Source organism: Kribbella sp. NPDC023972 (assembly GCF_040639075.1).
Taxonomy (GTDB): domain Bacteria; phylum Actinomycetota; class Actinomycetes; order Propionibacteriales; family Kribbellaceae; genus Kribbella.
Genome location: NZ_JBEZZH010000006.1, coordinates 219,979 through 234,306, shown reverse-complemented (window position 1 = coordinate 234,306; position 14,328 = coordinate 219,979). Strand labels below are relative to the sequence as shown.

The window sequence follows — 14,328 nt, the reverse complement described above, 5'->3', positions numbered from 1 at the left end:
CTCAATCCTCCGCCAGCCTGCCCTCGAACAGTTCGCGGACACCCGGCTCACCCCGCAACAGCTCCAGCGCGTACTCCGCATGACCGGGCACATACCCGTTGCCGACCAGCATGGTCACGTCCGCGGCCAGGCCTTCCGCGCCGAGCGCGGCGGCGGAGAACGACGTCGCCATCGAGAAGAAGATCACCGTGCCACCGGCCGCGGTGGCGAGAACGGCACCGTGCTCGCACCCCGGCACGTCGACGCACACGACGGTGATGTCCGCCGGTCCCCCGGCCTGCTCAACCGCCTCGGCGAGAGCCACCGGATCGCGGGCGTCGGCCAGCGCGACCATGTCGGCCAGGCCCGCGGCCGCGAGCCGGTCGAATTCCTGCTGCACCGGAACGATGCCGATGGTCCGAGCCGCACCGGCGTGCCGGGCCGCGGCCAGCGACAGCGATCCGCTCTTGCCTGCGCCGCCGATAACTGACACGACAGGTTTTGTGCCTTTGTCGACATACTGGCGGACCACGCGGGCGGTCAGCGCGGGTGCCCCGCACACGTCCATGACGGCCAGTGACAGCTCCGCTTTCAGGTCGTCGGGCAGCTTCGCGACGACCGAGCGGGCGAACAGGATCGCATGACCCTGCGCCGGGACCTGCTCGCCGCGGCCGTCCCAGTCCTTCAGGCCGTCGGTGATCCGGAGCGGCGTGAGCGTGAGCGAGACCAAAGTGGCGACCCGGTCCCCCGGGGCGACGCCGAGCGGCGACTCCGGGCCGACCTCGTCGACCACTCCGACGAGCATGCCACCCGAGCCGGTGACCGGGTTCTGCATCTTGCCGCGCGCCTCGACGATGTCGAGCACCGCCCGGCGGACCGCCGTACCGTCGCCGCGGTGCGCCTCGGCGAGCTGGCGGTAGGACGCGGCGTCCAGATTCAGCCGCTCGACCAGGATGCGGACCTCGTCCGGCCAGATCTCGGGACGCGCGTCGAGTTTCTCCGCCGCCTGCGGCAACACGCCGGACGGGCTGAGCACACGGTGCAGTCCTACCGGGCTAGACGACACGGGGCCTCCTTGAGAAGTCAGGCAAACTACTACTGAAACCGGAGTACTACGGGAATTCTTGCGGTGTAACGTTGGATCTGAAGGACGTTCTATCGCTATCCTCACATATGACCGCATCGCCCCTGAAGCCCCGGAGGCCTTCGTGACCGACCTGATCAGCCCGGAACTCCAGGTACCGAAGCCAGTACCGGAGCCGCGTGACCTCGCCGGCCAGCCGTACGCCTACCAGCGGGCTGAGCTGGTGGAGCCGGACTGGACCCGGATCCCCGGCTGGAAGGACGTCACCGCCGACGAGTGGCGGTCGGTGCAGTGGCAGCGCGCGCACTGCGTGAAGAACGTGAAGCAGTTGCGCGACGTGATGGGCGGCCTGCTCGAGGAGAGGTTCTACGAGGACCTGACCCGGGACCAGGCCGAGCGGGCGACGATGTCGATGCTGCTCCCGCCGCAGATGCTGAACACGATCGTTCCGCACGGCGCCGAGGATTACACCGAGGCGTTCTACGCGGACCCGGTCCGCCGCTACATGCTGCCGGTGTTCTCGGACCGTCGTTCCGACTGGCCGTCGCACCCGCACGCGACTCGGGACTCGCTGCACGAGCACGAGATGTGGGCCACGGAGGGGTTGACCCACCGCTACCCGACGAAGGTGCTGGCCGAGGTGCTGCCGACCTGTCCGCAGTACTGCGGCCACTGCACCCGGATGGATCTGGTCGGCAACTCGACGCCGGTGATCGACAAGCTGAAGTTCGTGGCCAAGCCGCAGACCCGGCTCGACGACATGCTCGACTACCTGCGCCGGACGCCGGGAGTCCGGGACGTGGTCGTGTCGGGTGGCGACGTGGCGAACATGCCCTGGCCGCGGTTGGAGGCGTTCCTCACCAACCTGCTGGAGATCGAGAACATCCGCGACATCCGGCTGGCCACCAAGGCGCTGATGGGCATGCCACAGCACTGGCTGTCGGACGACGTCCGCGCCGGGGTCGAGCGGGTGTCCAGGACCGCCCGCGAGCGCGGGGTGATGATCGCCATCCACACCCACGTCAACGCGGCCCAGTCGGTGACGCCGCTGGTGGCCGAGGCGACGAGGGCGATGTTCGACGCCGGGATCCGCGACGTCCGCAACCAGGGCGTGCTGATGCGCGGCGTGAACGACTCCGTGCCGCAGCTGCTCGACCTGTGTTTCGCACTGCTCGACGGCGCGACCATCACGCCGTACTACTTCTACATGTGCGACATGATCCCGTTCTCCGAGCACTGGCGGGTGTCGGTGCGCGATGCGCAGCACCTGCAGCACGGGATCCTCGGCTACCTGCCCGGCTTCGCCACGCCGCGCATCGTCTGCGACGTCCCGTACGTCGGCAAGCGGTGGGTGCACCAGCTGTCCGAGTACGACGAGGTCCGCGGCATCTCGTACTGGAAGAAGAACTACCGCACCGGTATCGAGCAGCAGGACCCCGAAGCGCTGAACCGGACCTACGAGTACTACGACCCGATCGACACCCTGCCGGCCGCGGGCCAGGAGTGGTGGAAGCAGCACGCCGGCACCTCGCTGGCGGAGGCCGAGAAGCGTGCGGCCGCCTCCCGCGAGGCCGCCGAGTCGCAGAAGCTGCTGCAGATCACCTGACCGATCCGCCTTCGGTGCCACCGATGCAGGGGGCGGTACCGAAGGTGTTCTGCTTGAATCGATCGGGTGAGCGCTTACGTGGTGGGAGTCAGCCGGGATTCCGGGCATCGGTTCAGCAAGCCGGTGGTGGCGTCGATCCGGGTGATCGCGGGTCACGGGGTCGAGGGTGACGCCCACGCGGGTGCGACGATCCAGCACCGGCACCCGAAGCGCCTCGACCCCACCAGGCCCAACCTCCGGCAGGTGCACCTCATCCAGGCCGAGTTGCATGACGAGCTTCGGGAGCTCGGGTACGACGTAAAGCCGGGTGAGCTGGGTGAGAACGTCACCACCCGCGGGATCGACCTCCTGGGTCTCCCCCAAGGCACCCGACTCCGCATCGGCCCCGATGCCGTCGTCGAAGTCACCGGGCTGCGCAGCCCGTGTCAGCAGATCAACAAGTTCACGCCGGGGCTGCTCAAAGAGGTCATCCACACCGACCCCGACGGCATCGTCGTACGCAAGACCGGCATCATGTCCGTCGTCCGCGCCGACGGTGTCATCCACCCCGACGACGCCATCGTGGTCGAGTTGCCGGACGGCCCCCAGGTGCCGCTTGAGGTGGTCTAACGAGGGTCAAGCAGGCGTGCCGATCAAGGAGGGCAGCTCGGTGAACGAGGTGACCGTCGGGCCGGTCCAGCTCGGGTCGCTGTCGGAGTGCTCGGTGGTGCGGATCGCGTACATGCCGAGAGCGGACGCTCCGGGGAGCTCCTTGTCGTTGCCATCACCGACGAACACACAGTCGGCGGGCGCCACACCGAGCCCGTTACACGCCGCCAGGTAGATCTCGGGCTCCGGCTTGGCCGCTCCGACCTCGGCTGAGAACGCGGTCGTCTCGAAGTACGGCGGGAGCGGACTCTCCCGCCACTGCAGTTGAGTCTCGGCCGTGATGTTGCTGACCAGCCCGATCCGCCAGCCGGCCGCCCGTAGCTCGGCCAGCGCGCCCAGCGTGCCGGCCGGGACAGCTTTGAGCAGTCGACGAGACAGCTCCCGACGTAGGCTCGTTGCCTCCTGCACCTGTCCGTCCGTGGGGTCGGCACCGGTGCGGCGGGCGATCACCCGCAGCGTGCTGGGCAGGTCGCCGTACGCCCCGGTGAAGCGCTCGTACGACGCCGCGGCGAACTCACGCAGGAACGCGTCCCGGTCGACCCCGAGGACCTCGCACATCTTCTGGTTGACCACATCGCGCTCGGCCTCCCCACCGGGCACGAGCGTGCTGAACAGATCGAGCAACAAGGCCCGGCGCCGGCCGCTCACAGGGCCGGCGGACGACGCTCGTACGGCGTGCTGAGGACGATCGTGGTCGTGGTGGAGACGTTGGCGCGGGCGCGGATGACGGCGAGGAGGTTCTCCAGCGCGGCCGGCGAGGCGACCCGGACGACGAGGATGTAGCTGGAGTCGCCGGCGACCGAGTAGCAGGACTCGATCTCGCGGACGTCGCGGAGGCGTTCGGGCGAGTCGTCCGGCTGGGACGGGTCGATCGGCCGGATCGCGATCAGCGCGGTGAGCGGCAGGTCGAGCGCGGTGTGGTCGACCGTGGCGGCGTACCCTTGGATGATGCCGCGCTGCTCCAGCCGCTTGACCCGCTGGTGCACCGCCGACGTGGACAAGCCGGTCGCCTTCCCGAGGTCGGTGAAACTCATCCGGCCATCGGTCGCCAGCAACCCCACGATCTTGCGGTCCAGGTCCTCCACCCTGGAGACCCTACTGCCGCGACGCCCCGGCATGAAAGCATCACCCCCATGGCTGACTCACCGCAACGGCTGATGCTGCTCGATACCGCGTCGCTGTACTTCCGTGCGTTCTTCGGCGTGCCGGACACGATGAAGGCCGCCGACGGTACGCCGACCAACGCGATCCGCGGCCTGCTCGACTTCATCGCCCGGCTGACCGAGAACCACCGGCCGACTCACCTGGTCGCCTGCTGGGACGACAACTGGCGGCCGTCCTGGCGGGTCGCGCTGATCCCGTCGTACAAGGCGCAGCGGGTCGAGTTCGTCACGCCCAAGGGCGAGCAGGTCGAGGACGTGCCGGACCGGCTCGAGGTCCAGGTGCCCTACATCCGCGCCTGCCTGGAAGCCCTCGGCATCGCGGTCGTCGGCGCGCCGGACCACGAGGCGGACGACGTGATCGGCACGCTGTGCCACCAGGCGACCATGCCGGTGGACGTCGTCACCGGTGACCGCGATCTGTTCCAGCTGATCGACGACAGCCGCGGCATCCGCATCGTCTACACCGCCGCCCGCGGTGTCGGCCGGGCCGACGTGTACGACGAGAAGGCGCTGCTGGCGAAGTACGAGATCCCCGCCAACCGGTACGCCGACTTCGCCACCCTCCGCGGTGACGCCTCCGACGGCCTGCCCGGTGTGAAGGGGGTCGGCGAGAAGACGGCCGCCTCACTCGTCGCGGCCTACGGCGATCTGGACGCCATCCGGAAGGCGGCGGCCGACCCGGGTACGCCGATGTCGCCGTCGGTGAAACGGAAGATCCTGGACGCGAGCGACTACCTCGACGTCGCCCCGAAGGTCGTCGCGGTGGCCAAGGACGCGCCGGTCGGCACCTTCGACGCGACGCTCCCGCGCGAGGTGAAGGACCCCGAACGCTGGCTCGACCTCGTCGAGCTCCTCGAGCTCGGCGGCAGCGCCCAGCGCGTGATGACCGCGCTCAACCTGGGCCCCAAGGCATGAGCGGGACAGTCGAACTGGCCGAGGGTTTCCGCGATGAGATCGTTGCGCTCCGCCGCGCTCTGCATCAGGTCCCGGAGTACGACCTCGCCCTTCCGAAGACCCAGCAGCTGATTCTCGACGCGCTGGAGGGTCTGCCGCTGGAGATCACCCTCGGCAAGGAGCTGTCGTCGGTGACGGCGGTACTGCGCGGAGGCCGCGGACCGGGACCGGTCGTCCTGCTGCGGGGCGACATGGACGCGCTGCCGGTCACCGAACGGGTCGACGTACCGTACGTGTCACAGCACCCGGGCATGATGCATGCCTGCGGCCACGATCTGCATGTCGCCGGGCTCGTCGGCGCGGCGAAGATCCTGTCGGCGATGCGGGCGGAGCTGGCCGGCGACGTGGTGTTCATGTTCCAGCCCGGCGAAGAGACCAGCGGCGGGGCGCCGATCATGATCCGGGAGGGCGTGCTCGATGCCGCCGGCCGCCGGGCAGATGCGGCGTACGGCCTGCACGTCGGGGCCGCCGTGCAACCGTTGGGGATGTGGAGCAGCAAGCCCGGCGCGTTCATGGCCGCGGCCGACCAGTTGCACGTGCGCGTCGTCGGCGAAGGTACGCACGGGGCGACCCCGTACCGCGGTAAGGACCCGATTCCGGTGGCCTGTGAGATGGTGACCGCGCTGCAGACCATGATCACGCGGCAGTTCGACGTGTTCGACCCTGTTGTCCTCACCGTCGGTCGGATCGCCGGTGGGACGAAGGAGAACATCATCCCGGACGACGTGCACTTCGACGCGACCGTACGGACGTTCTCCGAGGAGACCCGCACCAAGGTGCAGAAGGCGGCGACGCAGCTGGTCGAGTCGATGGCCGCCGCGCACGGCCTGACCGTCGAGGTGGACTACCACCTCGGCTACCCGGTCACGGTGAACAACACGGAGGAGTACCTGTTCGCTCGGCAGACCATCGTCGACCTCTTCGGCCCCGACCGCTTCCGCGAACGCCCGAACCCGAGGTGTGGTGCCGAGGACATGTCCTACGTCCTCAACGAGGTCCCCGGCGTCTACCTCAACATTAGCGCCTGCGCCTCCCCGAATCCGGACACCGCCGCCGACAACCACTCCCCTTTGGCCACCTTCGACGACTCCATCCTCCCCGACGCCGCAGCCCTCCTCGCCGAACTCGCCGTACGCCGCCTCACCCGCGGTCTCACCTAAGCCGGTACGGCGCTCCGCGCGCGGCGCCAGGCCAGAGCGCTCAGCGCGATCCCGAGGACCGTGCTGAGCGCGGCGGCCAAGTAGATCGCGCGGAGCCCTGGCCCGGCGATCACGCGGCCGCCAAGCCAGCCCGCGAACGCGGCCGCGAGCTGGTAGGCCGATGCGTTGACGGCGATTGCCAAGGTTGGAGCCGCGGAGGCTGCCGTCATGACGCGGGTCTGCATGCCGGGAATGACGGAGAACCCGACTGCTCCAGCGGCGAACACCAGCAGTGCTGTGGTTGTTGTGCCGCTACTCAACCACCAGGCCAGGAAGAGCAAGACCAGCAGGGTCAATGCACCGACTTGCGTCGGGAGCAACGCCCGGTCGGCGAGCCAACCGCCGGCCAGGCTGCCGATGGTTGCGCCGAGACCGTAGACGAGCAGCATCGGCGCAACGGCATCGGCGCTGAACGATCCGAGGTCCGTCAGCAACGGAGCCAGATAGGTGAACACCATCAGCAGCCCGAGGTTTGCGACCGCCGTGATCGCGATCGCCAACTGCACCTCCCGCTCCTTCAATACCGCCAACTCCCCCAACGCTGTGCCACCGGCGCTCATCGAGTCGTGGATTTCGGCTCGCGACACGCCGGGACTGTCTGCCGTGATCCACGACTCGGCGGGCACGAGGCGTGCGACGAGGACGAGGCCGGTGGTGCAGAAGACGGTGATGGCGAGGAAGGTGGCGCGCCAGCCTAGGGCGTCGCCGATCCACGTGCCCAGCGGGGCGCCGAGGATCATCGCCAGGTTCATGCCGAAGGCAAGCTTCGCGACCGTGGAGGCCTGCTTCCCTTCGGGCGCGGCGGAGACCGCGATCACGATCGCGTTGGCGAAGAAGGTGGCGGTGACCAGGGCGGTGACGATCCGGGCCGCGAACAGAACGCCGTACCCGGGAGCGAGGGCGGAGATCAGGTTACCGGCGACCGCGACTCCCAGCAGCGCGAGGACCAGGGGTTTGCGCGGGCGGCCGGCGGTGATTGCGGTCAGCAACGGTCCGCCGGCGATCATGCCGATCGCGTAGGCCGTGACCAGCAGGCCGGCCGACGGAATCGACACCTCGAGCTCGGCCGCGACCCCGGGCAGGATGCCGGCCAGGACGAACTCGCCGGTGGTGACGCCGAAGACGCAGACCAGCAGCGCCGGAAGAGTGCCCTTCATCGATCTCCTCAGATTCTTTATCGTGCAGTACAAAACATAGGCGAAAGACAAGACCACAGGCGTTCAGAGAGTCAGAGCGCGGCGATCGTCCCGTCGACCACGTCGAGCAGCGCCTGGCGGTCGTCCGTGACCTTGGCCAGCGTCCGCAGGCCGTAGTACGCGCTCTGGAACATCCGCGCTGCCTGCAAAGGCGGCCTGGACGTCGACAACTCCCCCGCATGCTGACCGACCGCGATCAGCACAGCGAGCGCTTCCTCGAGATCCTTGAACTGCCGCTGCACCAGCGACGCGACCTCGCCGCTGCGGCCGGCAGCCTCGCTGGCCGCGTTCAGCGCGAGACACCCACGCCGTCCCCGATCCTCCAGATCGAGGTCGATCATCGCGACCATCAGATCCCGAAGCCGGTCCCGCACCGAGCCACCCGCCGGCGCCAACTCCTGCAACTGCAGTGCCGCGCGCGTCGAGGCGTACCGCTTGATCGCCTCTTCATACAACGCATGCTTACTGCCGAAGGCGTTGTAGAGACTCCCCCTGCCCAGCCCGGTGCACTCGCAGAGGTCCTGCGTCGTAGTCGCCTCGTACCCCTTCTCCCAGAACACCTCCATCGCCGCATCCAGTACGGCGGTGTCGCTGAACTCCCGGGGTCTGGCCACCAGCCCACGCTAGCCCGTTTTTTATCGCTCAGTCAAAAACCTAGCGGCCGAGGCCGGCGTCGCGGGCGCGGATGATGGCTTCGGCGCGGTCGGCGACGTGGAGTTTGGCGAAGATGTTGGAGACGTTGTTGCGGACCGTCTTCGGAGACAGATAGAGCTCGGACGCGATCTGGGCGTTGGACCGGCCGGCGGCGACCAGGGCGAGGATCTCGTGCTCGCGGGTGGTGAGTTGCGGGAACGGGCCGCCGGGCGCCGCGGTCGGGGCGGTCGAGAAGAACTCTGCGACCCGCCGCGCGATCGCCGGGCCGAAGATCGCCTCGCCCTGAGCGACCGCGGTGATCGCCCGGACGATCTCGGCCTGGTTCGCGCCCTTGAGCAGGTAACCGCGCGCCCCCGCCCGCATCGCGGCGAACAGCGTCTGGTCCTCCTCGGCCATGGTCAGTACGACGACCCCGATGTGCGGACTGTCCGCCGTGATCGCCCGGGTCGCCTCGATCCCGTCCAGCCGGGGCATCTGCACGTCCATCACCACGACATCCGGCTGCAACTCCCGCGCCCGGTCCACGGCCTCCGCCCCGTCAGCCGCCGTACCGACGACCTCGACGCCGTCCAGCGATCCGAGCAACGCGGCCAGTCCGTCGCGGTAGACGGGATGGTCATCGGCGAGCAGCACCCGAACGGGTTCAGCCATGAACAACCTCCGGTACGGCGTCCAGCGGCAACGTCACCCGGACGACGGTGCCACCGGCGGCCGGGCACGTGACAGTGCAGACTCCCCCGAGCTCGGCGGCTCGTTCGCGGACCGACAACATGCCCACGCCCGCGGTCACCTCCTCATCGATCCCGATCCCGTCATCGCTCACCGACAACTCCAATGCCGTCCCGTCCACCCGCAGGGTGATCTCGCACCGGCTGGCTTCAGCATGCCGGGCGACGTTCGTCAGCGCCTCCGACGCTATCCGGTACGCCGCCACCTCGACCCCGGCCGGCAACGGCCCGAGCGCGTCCGCCTCGACCGACACCGCCAATCCACCGAGCCGGAACCGCTCGGCCTGCTGCTCGATCGCCCGTACCAGCCCGAGCTCATCCAGTGCCGGCGGCCGCAGGTCATGGACCAGCCGTCGTACGTCGGCCAGCGCGGCAGCGACCTCGGTCGTCGCCTGCTCCAGCATCCGGTCCGCCTCAGCCGGCGCCGACTTCGCCAGATTCCGGGCGGTCTCGATGCGCAGCGCGACCGCGCCGAGGCTCGGGCCGAGGCTGTCGTGCAGGTCCCGGCGGATCCGTCGGCGCTCCTCCTCACGGGCCGCGACCAGGCGGCTCCGGCCCTGTTGCAGCTCCGCGCTCAGCTCACTGGCTCGCGCCGCCGCGGCAGCCTGCCGCACCAGATCACCGAGCAACCGCTGGTCCCGCTCGGACAACGCCGTACCGTCACCCGGACTGAACACCAGCCGGCCGACGGCCTCACCGCGATAGCCGACCGGCAGCGCATGCGTCGGGCCCGACTCCCGCCCGTGCTCGACGATCGCCAGGCTGCCACTGGATCGCTCGATCTCCACGCGGACATAGGGCAGCCGGAACGCGTCGGCCAGCGTGCGGGCGACCGCGCGGAGTTGCTCGTCCGGGTCGGCGGCCGACTCGAGTCGCTCGGACAGGGTGGACATCGTCGCGTACGGGTCATCGCGTGAGCCGCGGACGAGTCGCCGTACCCACCGCCAGAGCCGGCTCCGCAGCGGCGCGTAGACCACGGCAACGACCGCGATCGCGACCAGCGCGGCATCACGCTCGCCGAGCACCCCACCGGCGACCGCGAACACGGCCAGGTCGACACCGACCACGAGCACCGCGAGGACGCCGTACAGGAAAGTGGCCGACAGCAACCGATCGACGTCGTACAGGCGATGCTTGCTGACGGCGACGACGATCGCGGCAGAGGTGAGCGCGATCGCGAGGCCGAACATGATCACCGGCACGGCGGGTGGGTTCTCGAACGGCACGACCAGCACGATCATGTCGACCAGGGCGGCCCACATCAGCCAGTGGATCTGCGCCCGCCGCTCCCGTGACGCCGCCCGGTAGCGATGGACCGTCACGGCGAACGGTACGACGAGGCTCAGGAGCACAGCCGTGTAGGCCACGCGGAGTATCGGCTCCCAGACGCCGTACGAAAGATCGATGCTGAATGGGTCCAGCGTCAACCGGCTGATCTCCGGCGGCAGCAGTGCGCTGTGGTAGCGCTGCATGACTTCCATCGGCGCGACCACCAGCAGGAGCGGAAGCAGCACAGTGAGCGCGAGGCTGACGATCGACAGCCACCGCCAGAGCCGCGCGGTGGCGAGCTTCCCGTCCGGGAAGAGCAGGATCAGCAACGGCAACCCGAGTAGCAGGAACGCGCCGAACCGGGAGTAGAACCAGTACGCCGCCGACGCGCCCGGCAGCCCTGGAGACGTGTAGATCGCGTACGTCGCCCAACTTGCAGCGAACCCGTCCACGATCCAGAGCAGACCGGAACCGGTGAGAATCCACGCGATCGGGTGCCGCGGGAGGCGGTGCAGAAGTAGCAGACCTGGCACCAGTTGCGCGAGCCCTGACAGGCCGGCGGTCCAACCCTCGTCGAGCTCGGCGGCGGGCGGTATGTCCGTGCCGTTCCGGAGGTCGAGAAGCACGGTCGCAGCAACCAGCAGGAGCGCGGCTGCCCCGAGTGCAGCCGGCCCCCATCCCCTTCGTGTGTCCTCCCCCACCGCTGCATTGTCACCCAGAGTGTGTCCTGCCGTCGCGGGTCAACTGTCCCTTATGGACTCGGGACACAGCTCAGGACCCCAGCCCCTGCCCGCCGGGTCGGCCCGCCGCGAAGACTCGTTGCCAAGACAAACCTCAGGGGGAGGAACCGCAATGACTACTACACCTGCCAGGGCCCGCACCGACGTGACACCGACGCTGCGGACGCCGGCCGGTCCGGCAGAACGCACGATCCGGCGACTGGGTCTGGGACTGACCGCGGGGACGCTGGCGTGGGCCGCGAGCATTTTCGCGTTCAGCACGGTGAACGAGGGGGTGCCCGGGCGGATCGGGGACCTCACCGGCCTCGCCTTCCAGCTGGGCTTGTTCTGCCTGCTGGCAGTCCAGTTCAAAACTCGTGCAACCGGGCTCACCCGGCCGGCCGTCGTACTGCTGAAAGTCGAGGCCGTGGTGCTGGCACTGGCAAGCGTCTGGTCGCTGCTGCACGGGGTGCTCCCGGCGAGTGTGCAGGACGCGACCTGGATGCTCGTGCTCGACATCTGCTGGCCGCTGTCGATGATCGGGATGATGGTGATCGGGATCAAGCTGGCGATCGCCGGTCGGTGGCGCGGTCTGCTGCGCTGGTGGCCGCTGGTCGCGGAGAGCTGGGTGTTCGTGACGCTCCCGGCGATGATCGTGTTCGGTGACGCCGCATCCCGCTGGGTCGGCGGCGGCCACCTGCTGATCGGCTACGCGACCCTCGGCGTACTGCTCGCGCTGAAGCCACACCTCGTCGTACCGAAGAACTGAAGCTGGTCGCTTGAAGGGGGTGCCACTCACGGCGGATGGCACCCCCTTCAACGTGAAGTCCACCCGACGTTTCGACCAGATTGAAGGCGATCCTCGAGCCACGCCATGAAGGCCTGGTAGTCGGTGCTGATCGACATGATGATCTCGGTGCCGTGGTCGCTGCGGCTCATCCGTCCGATCGCGTCGAGCACGACACGCTCCCTGGCGAACCGGATGCCCGGCCAGAGCATCGCGGCCGCCAGCGTGAGCCGTCGTGCTGCATCGTGCAGGGATATCGCTCCATCCAGCGATCACAGTGCGCCTTGAGGATGGTCGCCCATGGCGGTGCATCCGGGACAGCCCACCTCTGGTAGATCGGCGATGCCGCGGTGATCTCCATCGCGGTGTTGAAGGTGACATCGGAGACGACAAGCGTGGGAAGACCCGGTTCGAGTGCGGGCAGCAGACGGATCGCTGCCTCCGGATCGACGCGGAAGTTGTGCTCCGCCCGAGCCGGGTCGCGGTACTCGATCGCACCGCCCATCTGCGTCACGACCATCCGCTCCACCAAGTCCGGCCGCTCTGACTGCAGGTAGGCCAGGTTCGACAGCGGCCCCATGCCGACCCAACGGATCCGGCCCCGCGTCGACGCGCAGACCGCCGCAACGGCCGAGACGAGATCGCCGTCCTGCTTCGGCACCTCCGACGGAAACAGACCGTCCACGATGTACAGCCGGCTGTTCCCGAGATCCGACCCGGCGACCACCCGCACGTCCTGCCGCCCGGTCAGATCAAGCAGATACCGCACAAGCCGCGCCCGCTCACCGCCGTACTCATCACTGGTGATCACCAACGCAAGCTCCGGCACATTCAACGCCGCAACCACCACAGCCACCGCGTCATCAGGATCCCCACCGACATCGGTGTCGATGATCATCGGTGCTTCGGCGATCGGCGCGCGCCCGACCGGAGGCGGAGGCCCTCCCGAGGTCAACGAGTCGGCAACCTCACCGAACTCCTCATAGCTCTCGCCCAACCCGACGAGCGCCAACCACTCGCCGGTCGAATCCCGCTCCCTCCCGCCACCCATCCCTACCTCCACCTGTCTGCGCCGAGCTGAGAACATTCTGTACGAAGACCCCCTTGTCGTCGTCGCTGCCGCAACGGTCGTAGGCGGCCCAGATCGCAGCGCGGTCGCTCTCGGGTGTCCGTGCCGTCTCCAGTGTTCGCTGGAGCAACTCCGCGTGGCGCTTGTCGCCCCGGTGGACAAAGGAATCGAGAAACTCCTTGAGTCGAGGATCGGTCTCGCCACCTTCGATCCAACCACGAATCTCGGCACGGTAACGCCGGGCACCTGCCTCAAGTCGAGGGCGATATTCCCCACTTGAATCCCGTAGCGAGGCCGCGGCCTGGGCGCAATCCGCGACCGCGAGGAGGTTCACGACCTTCACACCTTCGCGCACCCGCAGCTGTCGAAGCCGCGGTGAGACGAGACCATGGCTCAAGCCGGTGAGAAGGCCCGGCTCGTTGCGTTGACCGGTCTGCGCTGGACCGTCGGCGACAATCCGCACTGGACTCGTCATCGGACCGTCGAGCAGTTCCTCGACACTGTTCAGCGCGAGCTGATGCGCAAAGGTCTTCGACTCCTCAGCCGGCAGCACGTAGAACGGACGACCTTGCCGCGACTCAGCGGCTGCGAGGTGAACCTCGTACCCCTTCTTGCTGCCTGGAGGGGGATCGTGCGGTGATTCGCCGAAGAACGCGTACCGCCCCGTGAAGGCCGTTTCCGGGTAGATCGCTGCGAGAAGCTCTTGCACGGTGCCCTTGAAACTGGTGTCGAACACGGTGACCCGGCTCTGCGGCCGACCGACTGGCACGTGATGCGCCTGTAGGTAGTCGCTGAGCACTCGGAATCCACCGATCGTGTCCGCGGGGTCCACGCGGGGTGCGACGCGTCGATAGGCCTCGACCTGAGGGAATTCCAGGCCTTGGTGGTGCTCCAGATCCTGTAGTGCGTTCTCGACCAGGGCACGCGACAGGACAAGGTTCGAGACATGCCGGCGGAAGAAGTGACGGTCGAGTCTGGACATTGCGATGGCGAGACTGTGTCCGTCGCGCCCGAGGGCCACGAGCGGTCCGTGCGGCGCGAGCCGATGTCCGCACGCAGGTCGGCAAGCATGTCGTCGGCGACTCTGACCATCAGCGGGGCCGGAAACTCGTACGTGACCACGTAAGCGTCGCGCAGTGTCAGGATGTCGCGGTCGTCGGAGATCCCCAGCTTTGTGGCGACGCGGCGGGCAGCATCGGCGGCTCGAGCGGTGACGGTCCGATCGGGTTCGGGCGGCATGCGTCAAGTAGCTCATATTCGGCGATGACGCATC

The 14,328-nt window shown here is 68.4% G+C and carries 15 protein-coding genes; 5 read left to right on the top strand and 10 right to left on the bottom strand.

Annotated elements, in window-relative coordinates; genetic code table 11:
• Window position 1: 1 nt before the first annotated feature.
• A complete protein-coding gene (locus AB0F43_RS24505) occupies window positions 2-1,045 on the bottom strand; it encodes an L-erythro-3,5-diaminohexanoate dehydrogenase (RefSeq protein ID WP_360481075.1) in 1,044 nt (347 codons plus the stop codon).
• A 151-nt stretch (window positions 1,046-1,196) separates the two neighbouring features.
• Between AB0F43_RS24505 and AB0F43_RS24500 the strand changes: the two genes are divergently transcribed.
• Together AB0F43_RS24500 and AB0F43_RS24495 are read left to right on the top strand one after the other, a co-directional pair.
• Window positions 1,197-2,669, top strand: coding sequence for a lysine 2,3-aminomutase (locus tag AB0F43_RS24500; RefSeq protein WP_360482053.1), 1,473 nt, complete (start codon window positions 1,197-1,199; stop codon window positions 2,667-2,669).
• 66 nt (window positions 2,670-2,735) lie between these two features.
• Entirely contained in the window at window positions 2,736-3,278 is a 543-nt protein-coding gene (locus AB0F43_RS24495) for an MOSC domain-containing protein (RefSeq protein ID WP_360481072.1), read from the top strand.
• Between the two features lie 6 nt (window positions 3,279-3,284).
• On the opposite strand, the gene AB0F43_RS24490 is transcribed toward AB0F43_RS24495, so the two are convergent.
• Window positions 3,285-3,965: an HAD family hydrolase gene (locus AB0F43_RS24490; RefSeq protein WP_360481069.1), complete on the bottom strand. Its 681-nt coding sequence runs from the start codon at window positions 3,963-3,965 to the stop codon at window positions 3,285-3,287.
• Window positions 3,962-4,402: an AsnC family transcriptional regulator gene (locus AB0F43_RS24485; RefSeq protein ID WP_360481067.1), complete on the bottom strand. Its 441-nt coding sequence runs from the start codon at window positions 4,400-4,402 to the stop codon at window positions 3,962-3,964. The genes AB0F43_RS24490 and AB0F43_RS24485 overlap by 4 nt, the downstream gene beginning before the upstream one ends.
• A 72-nt stretch (window positions 4,403-4,474) precedes the next feature.
• On the opposite strand from AB0F43_RS24485, the gene AB0F43_RS24480 reads away from it, so the two are divergent.
• Window positions 4,475-5,395, top strand: coding sequence for a 5'-3' exonuclease H3TH domain-containing protein (locus AB0F43_RS24480; RefSeq protein WP_360482050.1), 921 nt, complete (start codon window positions 4,475-4,477; stop codon window positions 5,393-5,395).
• Window positions 5,392-6,594, top strand: coding sequence for a M20 family metallopeptidase (locus tag AB0F43_RS24475; protein ID WP_360481064.1), 1,203 nt, complete (start codon window positions 5,392-5,394; stop codon window positions 6,592-6,594). Before AB0F43_RS24480 ends, AB0F43_RS24475 begins: the two co-directional genes overlap by 4 nt.
• Here the strand turns inward: AB0F43_RS24475 and AB0F43_RS24470 are convergent.
• The 4 genes from AB0F43_RS24470 to AB0F43_RS24455 form a co-directional block, all read right to left on the bottom strand.
• On the bottom strand, window positions 6,591-7,790 hold the full coding sequence (locus tag AB0F43_RS24470) for an MFS transporter (protein ID WP_360481061.1): 1,200 nt from the start codon (window positions 7,788-7,790) through the stop codon (window positions 6,591-6,593). The genes AB0F43_RS24475 and AB0F43_RS24470 overlap by 4 nt on opposite strands.
• Window positions 7,791-7,861: 71 nt before the next feature.
• Window positions 7,862-8,443 carry a TetR/AcrR family transcriptional regulator gene (locus tag AB0F43_RS24465; RefSeq protein WP_360481058.1) on the bottom strand — a complete coding sequence of 194 codons (582 nt, stop codon included), beginning with the start codon at window positions 8,441-8,443 and terminating at the stop codon, window positions 7,862-7,864.
• Between the two features lie 40 nt (window positions 8,444-8,483).
• Complete coding sequence (locus AB0F43_RS24460; RefSeq protein WP_360481055.1) at window positions 8,484-9,134, bottom strand: response regulator transcription factor; 651 nt, start codon at window positions 9,132-9,134, stop codon at window positions 8,484-8,486.
• Window positions 9,127-11,181, bottom strand: coding sequence for a sensor histidine kinase (locus tag AB0F43_RS24455; protein WP_360481052.1), 2,055 nt, complete (start codon window positions 11,179-11,181; stop codon window positions 9,127-9,129). Before AB0F43_RS24455 ends, AB0F43_RS24460 begins: the two co-directional genes overlap by 8 nt.
• A 151-nt stretch (window positions 11,182-11,332) precedes the next feature.
• Between AB0F43_RS24455 and AB0F43_RS24450 the strand changes: the two genes are divergently transcribed.
• Complete coding sequence (locus AB0F43_RS24450; RefSeq protein WP_360481049.1) at window positions 11,333-11,968, top strand: hypothetical protein; 636 nt, start codon at window positions 11,333-11,335, stop codon at window positions 11,966-11,968.
• Window positions 11,969-12,015: 47 nt separating this feature from the next.
• On the opposite strand, the gene AB0F43_RS24445 is transcribed toward AB0F43_RS24450, so the two are convergent.
• From AB0F43_RS24445 to AB0F43_RS24435, 3 genes are all read right to left on the bottom strand, one after another.
• Complete coding sequence (locus AB0F43_RS24445) at window positions 12,016-12,159, bottom strand: hypothetical protein (protein WP_360481046.1); 144 nt, start codon at window positions 12,157-12,159, stop codon at window positions 12,016-12,018.
• The gene (locus AB0F43_RS24440; RefSeq protein ID WP_360481043.1) at window positions 12,135-12,884 is read right to left on the bottom strand and encodes a nucleoside hydrolase; all 750 of its coding nucleotides are present in this window, start codon (window positions 12,882-12,884) and stop codon (window positions 12,135-12,137) included. Before AB0F43_RS24440 ends, AB0F43_RS24445 begins: the two co-directional genes overlap by 25 nt.
• Before the next feature lie 82 nt (window positions 12,885-12,966).
• Window positions 12,967-14,076, bottom strand: a complete 1,110-nt coding sequence (locus AB0F43_RS24435) for a hypothetical protein (RefSeq protein WP_360481040.1) — start codon at window positions 14,074-14,076, stop codon at window positions 12,967-12,969.
• Between the last annotated feature and the right edge of the window lie 252 nt (window positions 14,077-14,328).

Bases quoted from the DNA above. Each gene is read 5' to 3' on its own strand.
- AB0F43_RS24480 (WP_360482050.1), top strand. From the start codon at position 4,475: ATGCTGCTCGATACCGCGTCGCTGTACTTCCGTGCGTTCTTCGGCGTG.
- AB0F43_RS24475 (WP_360481064.1), top strand. From the start codon at position 5,392: ATGAGCGGGACAGTCGAACTGGCCGAGGGTTTCCGCGATGAGATCGTT.
- AB0F43_RS24470 (WP_360481061.1), bottom strand. From the start codon at position 7,790: ATGAAGGGCACTCTTCCGGCGCTGCTGGTCTGCGTCTTCGGCGTCACC.
- AB0F43_RS24460 (WP_360481055.1), bottom strand. From the start codon at position 9,134: ATGGCTGAACCCGTTCGGGTGCTGCTCGCCGATGACCATCCCGTCTAC.
- AB0F43_RS24450 (WP_360481049.1), top strand. From the start codon at position 11,333: ATGACTACTACACCTGCCAGGGCCCGCACCGACGTGACACCGACGCTG.
- AB0F43_RS24440 (WP_360481043.1), bottom strand. From the start codon at position 12,884: ATGATCATCGACACCGATGTCGGTGGGGATCCTGATGACGCGGTGGCT.